General features: G+C 70.5%; 12 protein-coding genes. 4 read left to right on the top strand and 8 right to left on the bottom strand.

The window, feature by feature from the left end; genetic code table 11:
- Positions 1-190 precede the first annotated feature (190 nt).
- From ACIBK4_RS16590 to ACIBK4_RS16565, 6 genes are all read right to left on the bottom strand, one after another.
- Complete coding sequence (locus tag ACIBK4_RS16590) at positions 191-1,672, bottom strand: aldehyde dehydrogenase family protein (protein WP_398995450.1); 1,482 nt, start codon at positions 1,670-1,672, stop codon at positions 191-193.
- Positions 1,669-2,721: an oligopeptide/dipeptide ABC transporter ATP-binding protein gene (locus ACIBK4_RS16585; RefSeq protein ID WP_398995449.1), complete on the bottom strand. Its 1,053-nt coding sequence runs from the start codon at positions 2,719-2,721 to the stop codon at positions 1,669-1,671. Before ACIBK4_RS16585 ends, ACIBK4_RS16590 begins: the two co-directional genes overlap by 4 nt.
- Positions 2,718-4,604 (bottom strand): dipeptide/oligopeptide/nickel ABC transporter permease/ATP-binding protein, encoded by a 1,887-nt coding sequence (locus tag ACIBK4_RS16580; RefSeq protein ID WP_398995448.1) that lies wholly within the window; start codon positions 4,602-4,604, stop codon positions 2,718-2,720. The genes ACIBK4_RS16585 and ACIBK4_RS16580 overlap by 4 nt, the downstream gene beginning before the upstream one ends.
- Positions 4,601-5,539 (bottom strand): ABC transporter permease, encoded by a 939-nt coding sequence (locus tag ACIBK4_RS16575; protein ID WP_398995447.1) that lies wholly within the window; start codon positions 5,537-5,539, stop codon positions 4,601-4,603. The genes ACIBK4_RS16580 and ACIBK4_RS16575 overlap by 4 nt, the downstream gene beginning before the upstream one ends.
- 63 nt (positions 5,540-5,602) lie before the next feature.
- Positions 5,603-7,219, bottom strand: coding sequence for an ABC transporter substrate-binding protein (locus ACIBK4_RS16570; protein ID WP_398995446.1), 1,617 nt, complete (start codon positions 7,217-7,219; stop codon positions 5,603-5,605).
- 687 nt (positions 7,220-7,906) lie between these two features.
- The gene (locus tag ACIBK4_RS16565) at positions 7,907-8,710 is read right to left on the bottom strand and encodes an IclR family transcriptional regulator (RefSeq protein WP_398995445.1); all 804 of its coding nucleotides are present in this window, start codon (positions 8,708-8,710) and stop codon (positions 7,907-7,909) included.
- Between the two features lie 198 nt (positions 8,711-8,908).
- Here ACIBK4_RS16565 and ACIBK4_RS16560 point away from each other — a divergent pair, with 198 nt between their 5' ends.
- From ACIBK4_RS16560 to ACIBK4_RS16545, 4 genes are all read left to right on the top strand, one after another.
- The gene (locus tag ACIBK4_RS16560; protein ID WP_398995444.1) at positions 8,909-9,733 is read left to right on the top strand and encodes an alpha/beta hydrolase; all 825 of its coding nucleotides are present in this window, start codon (positions 8,909-8,911) and stop codon (positions 9,731-9,733) included.
- A gap of 258 nt (positions 9,734-9,991) precedes the next feature.
- A complete protein-coding gene (locus ACIBK4_RS16555) occupies positions 9,992-11,524 on the top strand; it encodes a carboxylesterase/lipase family protein (protein WP_398995443.1) in 1,533 nt (510 codons plus the stop codon).
- 25 nt (positions 11,525-11,549) lie between these two features.
- Positions 11,550-12,122: a carboxymuconolactone decarboxylase family protein gene (locus ACIBK4_RS16550; RefSeq protein WP_398995442.1), complete on the top strand. Its 573-nt coding sequence runs from the start codon at positions 11,550-11,552 to the stop codon at positions 12,120-12,122.
- Positions 12,123-12,156: 34 nt separating this feature from the next.
- The gene (locus ACIBK4_RS16545; protein WP_398995441.1) at positions 12,157-13,089 is read left to right on the top strand and encodes an aldo/keto reductase; all 933 of its coding nucleotides are present in this window, start codon (positions 12,157-12,159) and stop codon (positions 13,087-13,089) included.
- Positions 13,090-13,257: 168 nt separating this feature from the next.
- On the opposite strand, the gene ACIBK4_RS16540 is transcribed toward ACIBK4_RS16545, so the two are convergent.
- Positions 13,258-13,407, bottom strand: a complete 150-nt coding sequence (locus ACIBK4_RS16540; protein WP_398995440.1) for a hypothetical protein — start codon at positions 13,405-13,407, stop codon at positions 13,258-13,260.
- Positions 13,408-13,518: 111 nt separating this feature from the next.
- A complete protein-coding gene (locus ACIBK4_RS16535) occupies positions 13,519-14,328 on the bottom strand; it encodes a sugar phosphate isomerase/epimerase family protein (RefSeq protein ID WP_398995439.1) in 810 nt (269 codons plus the stop codon).
- Between the last annotated feature and the right edge of the window lie 16 nt (positions 14,329-14,344).

Here is a 14,344-nt window from a genome sequence, read left to right as displayed (position 1 = left end):
CAGCAGCCCACGCTCCTCTCCGGCGGAGCCGGCCGAGGTCCGCGGCGGGCAGGCACTGGGTCAGAGTTGATCGCGGAGCGGAGCGGCCGACTGCCGACCCCGAAGGATCCGGGTGTCCTCCGTCCTGGCGGTGCCTACGGCACGCTCCGGGCGGCCGGTGTCGGGCAGGGACCTCCGAAATGCCTGCGCCTCAGCTCCTGGCGTCGATGATGACGGCCTTGACCTGGGTCCAGTCCTCGACGGCGTCGGGGCCCATGCACCGTCCGAAGCCGCTGTTCTTGTAGCCGCCGAACGGTGTGCCGATCGACCCGGTCGGGCCACCGTCACCAACGGTGTTGACGGCGACCTGCCCGGCCTCGACCCGGCGGGCGAGCCGCACCGCGCGGCTGACGTCCTGGGTCCAGATGCTCGCGGTGAGGCCATAACGGGTGCCGTTGGCGATGGCGACGGCCTCTTCCTCGTCCTCGTAGGTGAGTACGGAGAGCACCGGACCGAAGATCTCCTCCTGGGCGATACGCATCTCGGGACGCACCCGGTCGAAGAGCGTCGGCTCGACGAAGTACCCGTTGTCGTACGGGACTTCGGTGAGCTTGGCGCCTCCGACGACCACCTCGGCGCCCTCCTCGCGGCCGACAGCCAGATAGTCCAGCACCCGCTTCTCCTGGCGGGCGTTGATCAGTGGGCCCATGTCGACCTGCTGGTGCCACAGGCCGACCCGGACCGCCCGGAAGCGCTCGGCGAGCATCTCGACCACCTGGTCGTGGAGCGCGGAGGCGACCAGCAGCCGCGAGCCGGCGGCGCACACCTGGCCGCTGTTCATGACGATGCTGCGCACGATCGCCGGTACAGCCTTGGTGAGATCGGCGTCCGGCAGCACGATCTGCGGGGACTTCCCGCCCAACTCCAGTTGCAGCGGTATGAGGTTGCGGGCGCAGGCCGTCATCACGGCGGAGCCGGTCGCCGGTGAGCCGGTGAAGCTCATCTTGCGGATGCCGGGGTGCGCCGGCAGTGCCGCGCCCGCCTCCGCGCCGTATCCGGTGACGACGTTGAGCACCCCGGGCGGTATGCCCGCCTCCAGGGCGAGCCGGGCCAGGTACAGCGCGGTCAGCGGAGCGTCCTCGGCCGGCTTGAGGACGACGGTGTTCCCGGCGGCCATCGCGGGAGCGGTGTTGAAGACGGTCATCGGGCCGGGTGCGTTCCACGGGATGATCGCGCCCACGACACCGAACGGCTCGCGCAAGGTCAGGCCCAGGACATCGGGGGAACGCGTGGGAAGCGTGTGTCCCAGGATCTTGTCGGCCTTGCCGGCCAGGAAGGTGAGTCGCGCCGCGATCGGGGAGGGGCCCACCGGGTGGCCGACCTCGACGGCCTCCAGCTCGTTGATCGCCGCGTCGTGTTCTCGTACCGACTCGGCCCAGCGGTAGAGGAGTTCACCACGTCGGGCGGGGCTCGTGTCGCGCCAGGCGGGCAGCGCCTCCTCGGCGGCCCGTACGGCGTCGTCGACGTCCTCGGCGGTGCCGCGCGGAACTCGGCCCAGTACCGCGCCTGTTGCCGGATTGACCACATCGATCGTGGACTTGGTGCGCGCGGGTACCCACTCGCCACCGATGAGGTGAGTGCCGTCGGCGAGCAGCGCGGAGATGTCGAGCGGGGCGGGTGCGGTGGTGGTCATCGAGTTCCTTGCGTGGGAAGGGAGTTGACGGGCCCTGCGGCGATCTCGTCGTAGCGGTGGCAGGCGACGGCGACGCCCCCGTGGTCGACCGGTTCGGGGACGGTAGACCAGCACGTCTCCTGGGCGAACGGGCAGCGGGGTGCGAAGTCGCAGCCGTTGCTCGTCCTTCCCTGGGGCGGGGTGGCGGAGACCGTGCGCCGTCGCTCCGCCTGGCGGCGGCGCTGGATCACCGGATCGGGGACCGGTGCCGCGGCGAGCAGCGCGCGGGTGTACGGGTGGCCCGGCTCGTCGGCGACCTGGGATGCCGGGCCGTGCTCGACCACCCGGCCGCTGTAGAGGACGACGATCCGGTCGCTGAGGTAGCGCACCACGGACAGGTCGTGTGAGATGAACAGGTAGCTGAGTCCCCGGGTGCGCTTCAACCGGGCCAGCAGGTTGAGCACTTGGGCCTGCACCGAGAGATCCAGGGCGCTGACCGCCTCGTCACAGACGATGAAGTCGGGCTCCATGACCAACGCCCGTGCGATCGCGATGCGTTGGCGCTGGCCGCCGGAGAAGGACGCCGGGTAGCGGTGTGCGGCACCCGGCGGAAGACCCACGTCGTCGAGTGCGCGCAGCACTCGCTCCCGCATGGCGTCCGCGGGCAGCCCGAGGTTGTGGTGCAGGGCCTCGGAGAGCGTGTCGCCCACGGTGTGGGCCGGGTTCATGGAGCCGTAGGGGTCCTGGAACACCACCTGCATCCGGCGGGCGAGCAACTGGCGGTCCGCGCGCGAGCTGTGGGTGATGTCGACGCCGTCGAAGGCGACGGTGCCGCCCGTCGCGGGCACGAGTCCCAGGATCGCCGAACCGATGGTGGACTTGCCGGAGCCGGACTCTCCCACCAGCCCCACGGTCTCCCCGCGGCGCACGGTCAGGTCGACACCGCGTACGGCGTGCAGGTCGCCGCCCCGACGGCGGGGCCGGTGGTAGGCGACGTTCAGGCCGCGTACTCGCAGGAGACCCGTGTCCGTGGCCGGCAACAGGGCGGTGCCCCCGGTGTGTTCGGTCATTGTGCTCCTTCTCCGATCAGTTCGGCGGGCCGGATGCACCGCGTCGACCGTTCCAGCTCGGCGAGTCGGGCGATGACGACGGGCTTCTCACGGCAGGCGTCGGTCACCCGGGGGCAGCGGTTCTGGAAATGGCAGCCCACGGGCCACTGGGTGGGCGGTGGCACGGCACCCTCCACGGAGGGCAGCGGCTCGCCCGGCACTGCGTGGTGCGGGTCGGACCTGAGCAGCCCCGCCGTGTAGGGGTGGGCCGGTGCGGTGACCATCGCGGTGACCTCGGCCTCCTCGACGACCTCGCCGGCGTACATCACCACGGCGCGGTCGCACAGGTCGGCCAGGACGCCCCAGTCGTGGGTGATGAGGATGACGGCCGTGCCGGACTTCTGGAGTTCGCGCAACAGGTCGAGGATCTCGGCCTGCACGGTCACGTCGAGGGCGGTCGTCGGCTCGTCGGCGATGACCAGGACGGGGTCTCCGGCCAACGCGGCCGCGATGCCCACACGTTGGGCCATGCCGCCGGACAACTGGTGCGGGTAACTGGCCGCCACCCGCGCCGGATCGGGCAGCCGTACCCGCTCGAAGAGTTCGAGCGCACGCCGCCGGGACTCCTTGCGTGTGCATCCGGTGTGGACGCGGACGGCCTCCGCGACCTGGGCGCCCGCGGTGAAGGACGGGTCGAGGCTGGAGACGGGATCCTGGGAGACCCAGCCGATACGGCGGCCTCGTACGCGGCGCATCGACGCGGTGTCGGCGTGAGCCAGGTCGGTGCCCTCGAAGTGGATGGAGCCCGTGGTGATCTCGCCGCCCGCGGGCAGCATGCCCAGCAGCGAGGTCGCCGTGATCGTCTTGCCGCAGCCGGTCTCGCCGACGATGCCCAGGATCTCGCCCGCCTTCAGATCGAAGGTCACGTCACGGATGACCTCGGTCGACGTGCCGTCGATGGGCAGGGCAACGGTCAGTCCGCGCACGGACAGCAGCGCCCCCTCCGCGGGTGCGAGCGCCGACGTGGTCGTCCTCGGCGCCCGCAGGAGTGCCTCCCGGGCGGCCCGGCGACGGGACGGCGGCGGGGTGGACGGGGGCGAGTACCGCTCGGCCAGCGTGTCGCGCAGGCCGTCGCCGAGCAGGCCGAGTGCCAGGATGAAGCTGATGATCATGGCGCCGGAGGGCACCAGGAGCCACGGGTCGGTGCCGACGTTCTTCGACGCCTCGGCGATCATGCCGCCCCAGCTGGCCCGGGTGGTACCGAGGCCGAGGAAGCCGAGCCCGGTCTCCAGCAGTACCGCGTACGCGCCGTAGACCGATGCCTGGACCAGGACCACTCCGGTGACGCGGGGCAGGACATGTCGGCGGATGATGACCCGGTCCCGGAGGCCGTTCGCGACGGCGGCTCGGACGTACAGCTCTTCCTTCACGCCCAGCGTGGCCGAGCGGACGACCCGGGCGAGCAGGGGTGCGCCGAGGAGACCGTTGGCGGCCATGGCCGCGCTCTCGTTGTTGGTGAAGACCGAGAGGACCACCAGCAGCACGATGATGACGGGCACTGCGGAGATCAGGTCGGCGCTCTTGACGACGAGCCGGTCGAACCAGCCGCCCCGGTAGCCGGCGATCATGCCGGCCGGGACGCCGATGGACAGATAGACGACCAGCGTGATCAGCACGCCGAGCAGGGTGATCTGCCCGCCGTGCATCAGCCGGCTCAGTACGTCCCGGCCCAACTCGCCTGTGCCCAGCCAGTGGGCGCCGCTCGGACCGCTCAACGCGGCGCTCAGGTCCTGCTGGTCGGGGTCGTAGGGGGCGATCCAGTCGGCCAGGACGGTGACCAGGACGACCAGGAGCAGATAGCAGGCGGAGACCAGCGCCGCCCGTTTGCGAACGAACCTCTTCATGTCCGCACCTTCGGGTTGAGCATCGTGTACACCACTTCGATCAGCAGGTTGATCAGCATCACGGTCACCGTGAACACCAGGGCCACTCCCTGGACCATGGGGATGTCCTGGGTGGAGGCGGCGGTCACGGCCAGGCCGCCCAACCCCGGCATCACGAACAGGGTTTCGGCGAGCACGGTCCCGCCGAACAGGGTCACGACGACCACGCCGAGGACGGTGACGATCGGCGCCGCCGCGTTGCGCAGCACATGCCGGAAGATCACCGACCGTTCGGGGATGCCGCGGGCCCGCAGCACCCGGACGTAGTCGCGGTTCAACTGGGTCAGCACCCCGTCGCGGGTCTGCTTGGCCACTGGTGCCGTCGCGGGTACCCCGAGGGTGAGCACCGGCAGGACCAGCGACTCGAACCACTGCACCGGGGACTCGGTGAACGGGACGTACCCCGTGGCCGGGAAGAGCGGCAGCTGTACGGCGAAGGCGGTCATCAGGACGAGCCCGAACCAGAAGTTCGGCACGGCCAGTCCGACCAGTGCGAGGCCGTCGACCGCCCGGCCCAGCACGCCGCCCTTGAGGGCGCTGAGGACACCGAGCGCGACGCCCGCGACCGCCGCGACGAGGATCGCGCCGCCGATCAGCGACAGGGTGACCCCGAGGCGGGAGGTGAGCTGGTCGCTCACCGGCACGCCGGAGGTGATCGAGTCGCCGAGGTTGCCGTGCAGGGCGGCGGTCAGCCAGTCCCAGTAACGGACCGGCAGGGAGTGGTCGAGTCCGAGCTGCTGGTCAAGTGCCTCGACCTGGGCGGGACTTGCGTTGGCGCCCAGGATGGTGCGGCCGGGGTCGCCCGGGACCAAGCTGGTCAGGACGAACGTCAGGACGGAGACGCCGAACACCACGGGGACGGCGCCGACGAGCCAACGGAACAGGATCCTGTGCATCTCACCTCACTGCTTTCCGAGGCCGGGCGGCCCCTGGTCGTCGCAAGAGGCCGCCCGTGACCGCTACTTGGTGGCGTAGAAGGCCAGCGGGCTGGCGAAGGGCGCGCCCGCGCTGACCTTCACCCCGCCGACGCCGGGCCGGACGTAGTAGTTGACCGGGGTGAAGGCGACCGGGGCGAACCAGGCGTTCTGCACCAGGTATTCCTGCATCTGCCTGTCCAGGTCGGCCCGCGTCGTGGCGTCGGCCGCGGCGGCCTTGTTGTAGAGGCCGGTCAGCTCCGGGGACGTGGTACCGAAGCCGTTGAAGACCTTCGAGCCGGGCATGAACAGGTCCTGGCCCTCCAAGAACATGGGCTCCTCGGTGAAACCGCCTGAGACCGCCGGGTACTTGTGGTTGGTCTCGTTCTCCACGAACGAGGTGATGCTGGTGACGGCGGTGACCTTCACCTTGATGCCGACCTTCGACAACTGACCGGCGATCGCCTCGGCCATCGTGTCGAAGCCGACGAACGTGGCGGCGAGTACGGGCAGTTGGAAGCCGTTCGGATAGCCGGCCTCCTTCAGCAGCTCCTTCGCCTTCGCGGGGTTGTACGTGTAGTGGTCCGCGTAGTCCGGCGCGTAGCCGTCACCGCCCTTGATCACGGTCTGCACGGTCGGCGTCCCGCTGGAGCCGAGCAGCGCCTTGGTGACCGCGTCCCGGTCGATCGCGTAGTTGATCGCCTGGCGGACGCGGACGTCCCCGAGCGGCTTGGACACCTCGCCGCCGCGGTCGATGAGGCTCAGTCCCTGGAGGATCACCGGCAGTCCGACGGTGGACATCCCAGCGGACTTGGCGGAGGCGGCGGAGGTGTAGTCGCCCTTGTAGACGTCGATCTGGCCCGTCTTCATGGCGTTGACCGCGGTCTGGCCGTTCTGGACGATCTTGATGACGATCTTCTTGTAGTGCTGCTTGGCCTTGTCGTAGTAGGCCGGGTTGGCCGTGTAGGTGTAGTGGTCGCCGGCCACGCTGTCGGAGGGCTCGTAGATGTAGGGGCCCGCACCCTGGCTGGTGGCGGTCGGCGTCAGCTTCGACGCGCCGGCCAGGCCCTTCGGGCTGATGATCTGGCCGATGCCGTAGGACTGGGTCAGCAGGGTCGGCAGGATCGGGTTGGGCTCGGCCAGCTTGATGGTCAGCGCCAGCGGACCCGTGGCCGTGATCGTCGCGTCCGTCAGGTAGTGGGCCTGGTTGCCCTGGGCCGTCTTCGCGTACTCCAGCGAGGCCTTCACCGCGTCCGCGGTCACCGCGGTGCCGTCGGCGAACTTCACTCCGGACCGCAGCGTGATCGACAGCTCCTTGTTGCCCGACCCCACGTACTTCCAGGACTTCGCGAGCGCCGGCTGCACCTCGCCCGCCGGGGAGAGGTAGAACAGCGACTCGTACGACAGCATCGTGAAGTCGACGAACCCGAGGTCCAGGCTGCCAGGGTTCATCGAGGGCGGGGCCTGCTGCTCGGCGACGGTGAGGGTGTCGCCGGGGACGGCCTTGCCGGTGCTGCTCCCGGCGCCAGCGGCGGCACCGCCGGCGGCTCCTCCGCAGGCCGCCAGCGTGAGGGACAGAGCGGCGCACAGGCCGGCGAGGCCGGCGCGGGGACGGTGTGTTCTGGAGCTGGGCACGTGCGCTGCCACATCGTGGAAGTTCATGGCTCTCCTTGCTCGGAGCTCGGCGGGGCATGGCCGTGGGCGGCTGCCGAACGCCACGGCGGGCCCGTCACAGCGGTGGAGACCGGGACGGGCGAACAGCTCAGGGGGGAGGTAGTGCACTGGGCGTGGCCGGACGAGGACGACGATGGTCGCGCTGTCCTGGCGGCGCCCGGAAGGGCATCGCCGGCGCCTGTTCGCAGGAGTGGGCGAGTCGGCCGACAGACCGAAGGGGGGAGGGCGGGTTGGTCGCTGGGTACCGCCGCGCGGTGGCAGAGAAGGCCGTGCCAGGCCGGCGGTGCGGATGAGCGGCAACGAACCGGAGGTGCTCCCGCTGCTCGCGAGGGTCGTACTCAGGTGCTGCGGCTGGGCCTCATCGGGGGCTGGCCGGTGAGTCTGGGCAGAGGGGCGCCATGTACACCGACGGCGGATGAGACGCGATCGGCCCAGTGCTGTAACCCTGCTGAAACGACGCGTTCGTGTCTACAGGTCGTGCATGACGAAAAGGGCGACCAGGGCGACCAGGGCGACCAGGGCGACCAGGGCGACCAGGGCGACCAGGGCGACCAGGGCGCAGCATAAGCGTGCGGATCCCGTTGGGTGCGATGGCCGCGTTCCGGAAGGGACCGCGCGCGGTGCGGGCGTGCGTCGCCCACCGGAACAGACACACGACCGGGAAGGAGGCGGCGGTCAGCCCAGCAGGCCGTGCAGGGCCTGTGCCGTGGTGCGGACCAGGTCGGTCCAGCCCAGGAACGTCTCGCGGGACTCCGCGTAGGTGATGGTCGAGATGCTGACGCCGCCGACGACGACGCCTCTGGAGTCGCGGACCGGGGCGCCGAGGCAGCGGACGCCGATCTCGTTCTCCTCCTCGTCGAGGGCGAAGCCCTGTTCGCGCACGGTGACGAGTTCCGCGCGCAGGGCGTCGAGGTCGGTGAGGGTGTGTTCCGTACGGATCGGCAGCCCCACGCGCTCCACCAGCGTGGTCAGTTCGTCGTCGCCCAGGCCGGCGAGGATGCACTTGCCGATCGACGTCGCGTGCAGCGGCAGGTGCATGCCCACCCGGGAGGACGTCTGCACCGGGCCCGGACCCGCCACCTTGATGAGGCAGGTGGCGGCGTCCCCGGTGCGCACCCCCAGGTGCACGGTGGTGCCGACGCGCCGACTGAGCACTTCGAGCTCGGCGCGCATCACCTGGTCCTCCTCACAGCCCTGGGTCACCTTCGCGGCGAGTGCCCGCAGCCGTGGTCCGGGGCCGTAGCCGCCGGTGCCGTCGGAGGCCAGGAACGACTGCGCCACCAGGTTCTGCAGGATGCGGTGCGCGCTGGCCTTCGGCACCCCGGCCGCCGCCGCGACTTCGCCCAGCCGGTGCGGATATCCGGGCGCCACGGCGGCCTCCAGCAGGTTGAGCGCCTTGTCGGTGGCGTTGCCCGCGAGGGAGCTGCGCCCCCCGCGACCGCCGGTCTGCGAGTCCTCCGAAATTTCGATCCCGGCCATTGACAGGCTCCCGCCTCACGGTTTCACTGATGAACGTTCCACCACAAGATACAGCATTCCACGTAATGGAACACCGGGGCGGCGGGCCGGAGGGCTGCCGTCGCCCGCCTCGGAGAGCCCCGGTCCCTGCGTGAGACCCCCCGAGAGGACACAACCGTGGTGCAGAAGGTTCACCAGGTAAGCACGACGCCGCAGCAAATGGCAGAGATCGAACAGCAGTGGATCGACCCGGTCCAGGAGGACCAGGAACTCACCACGTTCCAGCTCTACCCCCAGCCCTCCCGCGGCACCACCGATGCCGAGGGCAGCTACCAGCTGTACCTGCCGCCGCAGTACGAGACCGAGCCCGAGCGGCACTTCCCCGTCATTTACTGGCTGCACGGCGGGTTCGGCAACGCCCGTCAGGGTTCGGACATGGTTGCGCGCATCGACAAGGCGATCCGGAACGACGTGATGCCCCCGGCGATCGTCGTCCTCCCCCAGATCCTGCCGATCGGCTGGTACGTCGACTCCAAGGACGGCGCCCGCCCGCTCGCGCAGATCACCGCCTTCGACCTGGTCCAGCATGTCGACAGCACCTACCGGACCATTCCCGAGGCGCGGGCCCGTACCGTCGAGGGCTTCTCCATGGGCGGTTTCGGCGCGCTGCACCTCGGCCTCAAGTACCCGAAGATCTTCGGAAAGGTGTCGGCGGTAGGCCCCGCGATCCTGCGCGACCTCAAGGACGAACCCGCCGACCGGGTCAACAACACCTACTTCGGCGACCAGGAGTACTACGACGCCTGCGGCCCCTGGAGCCTGGTGCTCGCCAACGCTCCCGAACTGCGCCGCACGAGCCAGGTGCGACTCCTGTCCGGCTCGCTCGACGTCCGCCTCGCCCCGACCATCCGCGCACTGGACGCCCGCTTCACCGAACTCGGCGTACCGCACGACTTCTTCGAGGTCCAGGACAAGGACCACGAGTACGCGGACATCATGGACGGCTACGGCGACGCGTACTACGCCTGGTGGCGCACCGCCTGACCGAAACGAACGGACTCAACAGCCGCACCCCTTCCAGATACCTCGTCGCTGTCTCCACCATGTCGACGTGATTCCCCGGCGTGATCGCCGGTTCCCCCGCACAATCCGCCGACCGGCCGGTGACCACCTCCCCGCCGGTCGGGCCGGGCAGCCGGTACCCCGCCACGCCTTCCGCCGCCGACCCGCGCGGCGTCCCCAACAGCCGTACGGCCAGGCCGTGTTCGAGGCGTGCTGGCCCATCCAGAAAGGAACGATCCCATGAGCTCTCCGGGTCGCACGGTGCACACGGAGTACGGCCGTGTCTCCGGCATCCCGGCGCTGCTGCCCGGCGTCACCGTATATAAGGGGGTGCCCTACGCGGCGAGCACGGAGGGCCCGCGCCGCTGGCGTCGCCCGGTACCGCCGCAACCGTGGGACGGGGTACGACCGGCCGCGGTCTTCGGTCCCATCTGCCCGCAGCCTCCCTCCGACCTCGCCGATCCGGCGCTGCCGCGTGGCGAGGACTGTCTGAACCTCAACCTCTGGACGGCCAACGGCCCGGCGGACGAGTTGCGGCCCGTCCTGGTCTGGCTGCACGGTGGCCGCTTCCTCTACGGCTCCGGCGCCGACCCGCAGAGCGACGGTTCAGCTCTGGCCGCCAAGGGCTTGGTCGTTGTCACCGTCAACAGCCGGCTCGGTGTGCTGGGCTTCCTGGCGATGCCCGAGCTGAGCGCCGAGTCGGTGGACGGGGCCTCCGGCAACTACGGGCTGCTCGACCAGATCGAGGCTCTGACCTGGATACGGCGCAACATCGCGGCGTTCGGCGGCGACCCCGGCCGGGTCACCGTCGCCGGGCAGTCCTCGGGCGCGGCCTCGGTGATGGACCTGGTCTACTCGCCGCTCACCAAGGGCCTGTTCCACGGGGCGATCGCCGACAGCGCCGTACTCCACCCGAAGGACCCGGCGATCGCCACCCTCGCCCCATCGCACCGGCGCCTCGACCGGGCCGAACGCGAAGGCGCCGCCTACGCCGAGGAGCGCGGCGCCACCACGCTCCGCGAGCTGCGGGCGCTGCCGGTCGACACCCTGGTGGAGGGCAGCACGGCGAACGACCCGGAGATCCCCGGTTCCCCGCCGCCCCCGCTGTTCCGGCCCGTGGTCGACGGCTGGGCGCTGCCCCGCACCTACGCCGAAACGCTCGCCGCCGGTGCCCAGAACGACGTCCCGCTCATCGTCGGCAACAACCGCGACGAGAGCGGCGCGGGACCGGGAACCCGGCTGACCGTGGCGGCGTACGAACGCAACGCGGCCCGACGCTACGGGGAGTTCACCGAGGAGTTCCTGACCCTGTATCCGGCGACGACGGACGCCGAAGCGACCGAGCAGCACAACGCGGCCCGCAGCGACACGGCCCGCACCAGCACCCATCTCTGGGTCGGCGAGTGGGCGCACCGCGCCAGGAGCCCCGTCTTCACCCACTTCTGGACCCGCACCCCACCCGGCGCCGACGGCGAGGCGCGCGGTGCCTTCCACGGATCCGAAATCCCTTACCTGCTCGGCTCGTTGGACGCGCTGGACCGGTCCTGGACCGAGACGGACCGGCACACCGCCGCGCTCCTCACCGGGTACGTCAGCCGTTTCGCGACCATCGGCGACCCGAACGGCCCGGGCCTCCCCGCCTGGCAGCCGACCCGCCCGCAGGTGCGGGAGGTCTTCGAGAGCGGCCACGGCTGGGCGCCGATCCCGCTTGCCGAACCGGCGAAGGCCGACTTCCACCGACGGTTCCTCTTGGCACAGAGCACGGCCTGGTGAACCCCATCCGAAAGGAACCACGGACATGCGACTGACCCCGCTGACCAGCCTGACCCCCGAACAGACCGAGTTGCTCGAAACCATCGTCGGCGCCGGCGTGGAACCCCCGCCGCCCTTCCTGGTCTGGGCGCGCAACATGGAACTGGCCCACTGGGTCGAGAACCTCGGCGCGTACTGCCGCAACGAGTCGCGATTCCCGCAGCGGCTGCGGGAGTTGAGCGTGCTGATCGTCGGGCGCCACTTCGACAGCCAGTCCGCCTGGAACGCCCACTACGAGCAGGCGATCGTGGAGGGCGTCCCGGCCGAGTGCCTGGACCGCATGGCACGTGGCGAGGACCCGGGGTTCAAGGCCGAGGACGAGCGCCTCTTCCACGCGTTCGCGCACGAGATGCTGGAGGAGCACTTCGTCTCGGAGGAGACGTACGGCGCCGCGCTGGCGCTGTTCGGCGAGGACGGCCTGCTGGACCTGATCGGCTGCGTCGGCAGCTTCAGCATGTCCGCGATGATGCTCAACGCCTTCCAGATCTCGCTGCGGGACTACCTGCCGAGGCCGTTCGCGGAGATCGACGGCTTCCGGCGCCTTCCCTCGGACGACTGACCACATCCAGCAGGCGAACGAAAGGATGTGGCCGATGCCGCACTCCCCCCTGGACCTTCTCGACGACCTCCTCGACCAGGACGGCGTGGCGACCGCGGCGCACCGGTTCGTCCTCGGCGGCCCCTTCGGAGCGGAGCCGGCCGAGGACTCCTCCGAACGGCTCTCCCACTTCGCCGACGCCGGCGGTCTCCTGGTCGAGACCTCGCACAGCTATGCGGGCGGCCGGGCCGAGGCGGCCGTCGGCCAGTGGCTGCGCAGGAACCCCGGAACGCTCGCCGTGACCACCAAGATCGGTCACGACACCACCGGCCAGGACATCCCGCTCGGCCACGAGAACGTGCATGACCACGTACGGGCCTCGCTGGACAACCTCGGCGTCGAGGTCATCGACCTCCTGCTGTACCACTGCGACGATCCGGTCCGGCCCGTCACCGAACTCGCCGACACCCTCGTGAGCCTCGTCGAGGCCGGACACGTCCGCCGCGTCGGCGTCTCCAACTGGCGGGCGGAGCGCCTGACTTCACTCGCGCACGAGCTGGCCGAACGGGGGCACACCCTCGTGGCCAGCTACCAGTTCAGCCTCGCGGAACCCGATCCGGCACTGCTGGAGGGCAGTCTCCACGCCGACGCCGCCCTCCTCGGTGTCGTCCGCGAACACCGCCTGCCCCTGCTCGGCTGGTCCTCACAGGCCCGTGGGTTCTTCGCACGCACCGGGACACAACAGGTCAACGGCCGGCCCGACCCGTACGACACCGAGGACAACCGGGCCCGGCGCCGCCGCTGCCGCGAACTCGCCGGACAACTCGGCACCCGGCCCGAGACCGTCGCCCTGGCCTGGACCCTCCACCACCCCGGCATCTGGCCGTCGATCGGCCCCAGAACGACCGAGCAGCTCGACCGGTCGCTCGAAGCCCGACGCCTCAACCTGACCAGTGCTCAGGTGCGCTGGCTCCGGCACGGCGGGTGAGCCCTCCATGGCGGTCCGGGCGGACGGGGCGACCGGTACGCCCGGACCGCCATGCCTTCAATCCGCACCCCGAGGACCGACACGTCACGTGGGCCTGATGGCGCATTCGCGAGACTCTCCGGCCGAGGCCCTTCGCGGGTCCCCGCCACGTGGGCCCGAGCCGTCGGCCTAGCGGTACACCTCCATCGTCGCCGTGCAGCGGAGGTTGCCCAGTTCGGTGTTCCGGCCGCTGGCGATGCAGGTGTTGTGCGGATTCGTGTCGCCGCTGCCCGTGGCCTTGAGGTCGGTCCGTGAAGCGCTCGGACCCCTGTCACTCACCGAGAACCGGCAAGGTCCGTGCGCGAGCGCGGTAGGACGACCGATGTCCGGGACCGCGTCGGTGGTCGTTCCGTATGCCCGGAGGTGATCACCGACGCCCGCGCCTCACGGTCACGACGTTCCGAAACTCACGCCCTCCCGTTCCTTCAACCAGGCCACGCTCTCCGCTACCAGGTCGAAGATGTCCGCCCCTTCCGCGATGCCGTCCGCCTCGATGATGTGTACGCGGATCGAGTCCCGGCCGGCGTCGAGTGCGTCCGCGAGGGCCACCGAGCCCTGTCCGGCGGGGACTTGGGGTTCGCCACGGACCGCCGGGCCGTCCTTGACGTGGACGAGTTCGACGCGTTCGCCGAGCCTGGCGACCACCTCGGCGGGGACCTGGCCCGCGGTCTGTGCCCAGTAGAGGTCGACCTCGGCGACGATCGACGGGTCGAGGGAGTCCCACAGGACGTCGTAGCCGTAGCGGCCGTCGTCGAGCAGGGTCCACTCCCAGAAGTGGTTGTGGTAGCCGACCCGCAGGCCGTGGACGGCCGCGGCCTTGGCCAGGGCGTTGAAGCGGTCCGCGTACCGGCGCACTCCGTCGGCCGAGACCAGGGCGTCGCGGGTGAATCCGGGGAGTGCCTCGGGAGTCGAGGCGATGGCGATGGGCACGCCCGCCTCGGCCATCTCCTCGAAGAACCAACCTGGATCCTCCGCGTCGGGCAGGCGTGCGTGCGTCGAGGAGACCGTGAGGCCGGCCGCGTCGATGTCGGCCTTCAGGGAGCGTGCCTCGGCCAGGCGCGCGTCGCGGGTCAGTTCGGTGCGGCCGAGACGGAAGGGTTCCACGGAGGTCACCCCGAGGTCGGCGATCCTGGCGAGCGTGGCGGGACGGTCCTCCAGGACGTTCATCAACGTGTAGAGCTGCAGGCCGATGTCCGGCATGCCAAGTTCCAATCTG

The sequence above is a fragment of the Streptomyces sp. NPDC050528 genome, assembly GCF_044457795.1.
GTDB lineage: Bacteria > Actinomycetota > Actinomycetes > Streptomycetales > Streptomycetaceae > Streptomyces.
Note: the sequence above shows the minus strand (reverse complement) of the source record. Positions and strands in the feature narration are given on the sequence as shown.

Excerpts from the sequence above, each read along its gene's own strand:
- ACIBK4_RS16590 (WP_398995450.1), bottom strand. The coding sequence starts at position 1,672 with ATGACCACCACCGCACCCGCCCCGCTCGACATCTCCGCGCTGCTCGCC.
- ACIBK4_RS16585 (WP_398995449.1), bottom strand. The coding sequence starts at position 2,721 with ATGACCGAACACACCGGGGGCACCGCCCTGTTGCCGGCCACGGACACG.
- ACIBK4_RS16580 (WP_398995448.1), bottom strand. The coding sequence starts at position 4,604 with ATGAAGAGGTTCGTTCGCAAACGGGCGGCGCTGGTCTCCGCCTGCTAT.
- ACIBK4_RS16575 (WP_398995447.1), bottom strand. The coding sequence starts at position 5,539 with ATGCACAGGATCCTGTTCCGTTGGCTCGTCGGCGCCGTCCCCGTGGTG.
- ACIBK4_RS16570 (WP_398995446.1), bottom strand. The coding sequence starts at position 7,219 with ATGAACTTCCACGATGTGGCAGCGCACGTGCCCAGCTCCAGAACACAC.
- ACIBK4_RS16565 (WP_398995445.1), bottom strand. The coding sequence starts at position 8,710 with ATGGCCGGGATCGAAATTTCGGAGGACTCGCAGACCGGCGGTCGCGGG.
- ACIBK4_RS16560 (WP_398995444.1), top strand. The coding sequence starts at position 8,909 with ATGGCAGAGATCGAACAGCAGTGGATCGACCCGGTCCAGGAGGACCAG.
- ACIBK4_RS16555 (WP_398995443.1), top strand. The coding sequence starts at position 9,992 with ATGAGCTCTCCGGGTCGCACGGTGCACACGGAGTACGGCCGTGTCTCC.
- ACIBK4_RS16550 (WP_398995442.1), top strand. The coding sequence starts at position 11,550 with ATGCGACTGACCCCGCTGACCAGCCTGACCCCCGAACAGACCGAGTTG.
- ACIBK4_RS16545 (WP_398995441.1), top strand. The coding sequence starts at position 12,157 with ATGCCGCACTCCCCCCTGGACCTTCTCGACGACCTCCTCGACCAGGAC.
- ACIBK4_RS16535 (WP_398995439.1), bottom strand. The coding sequence starts at position 14,328 with ATGCCGGACATCGGCCTGCAGCTCTACACGTTGATGAACGTCCTGGAG.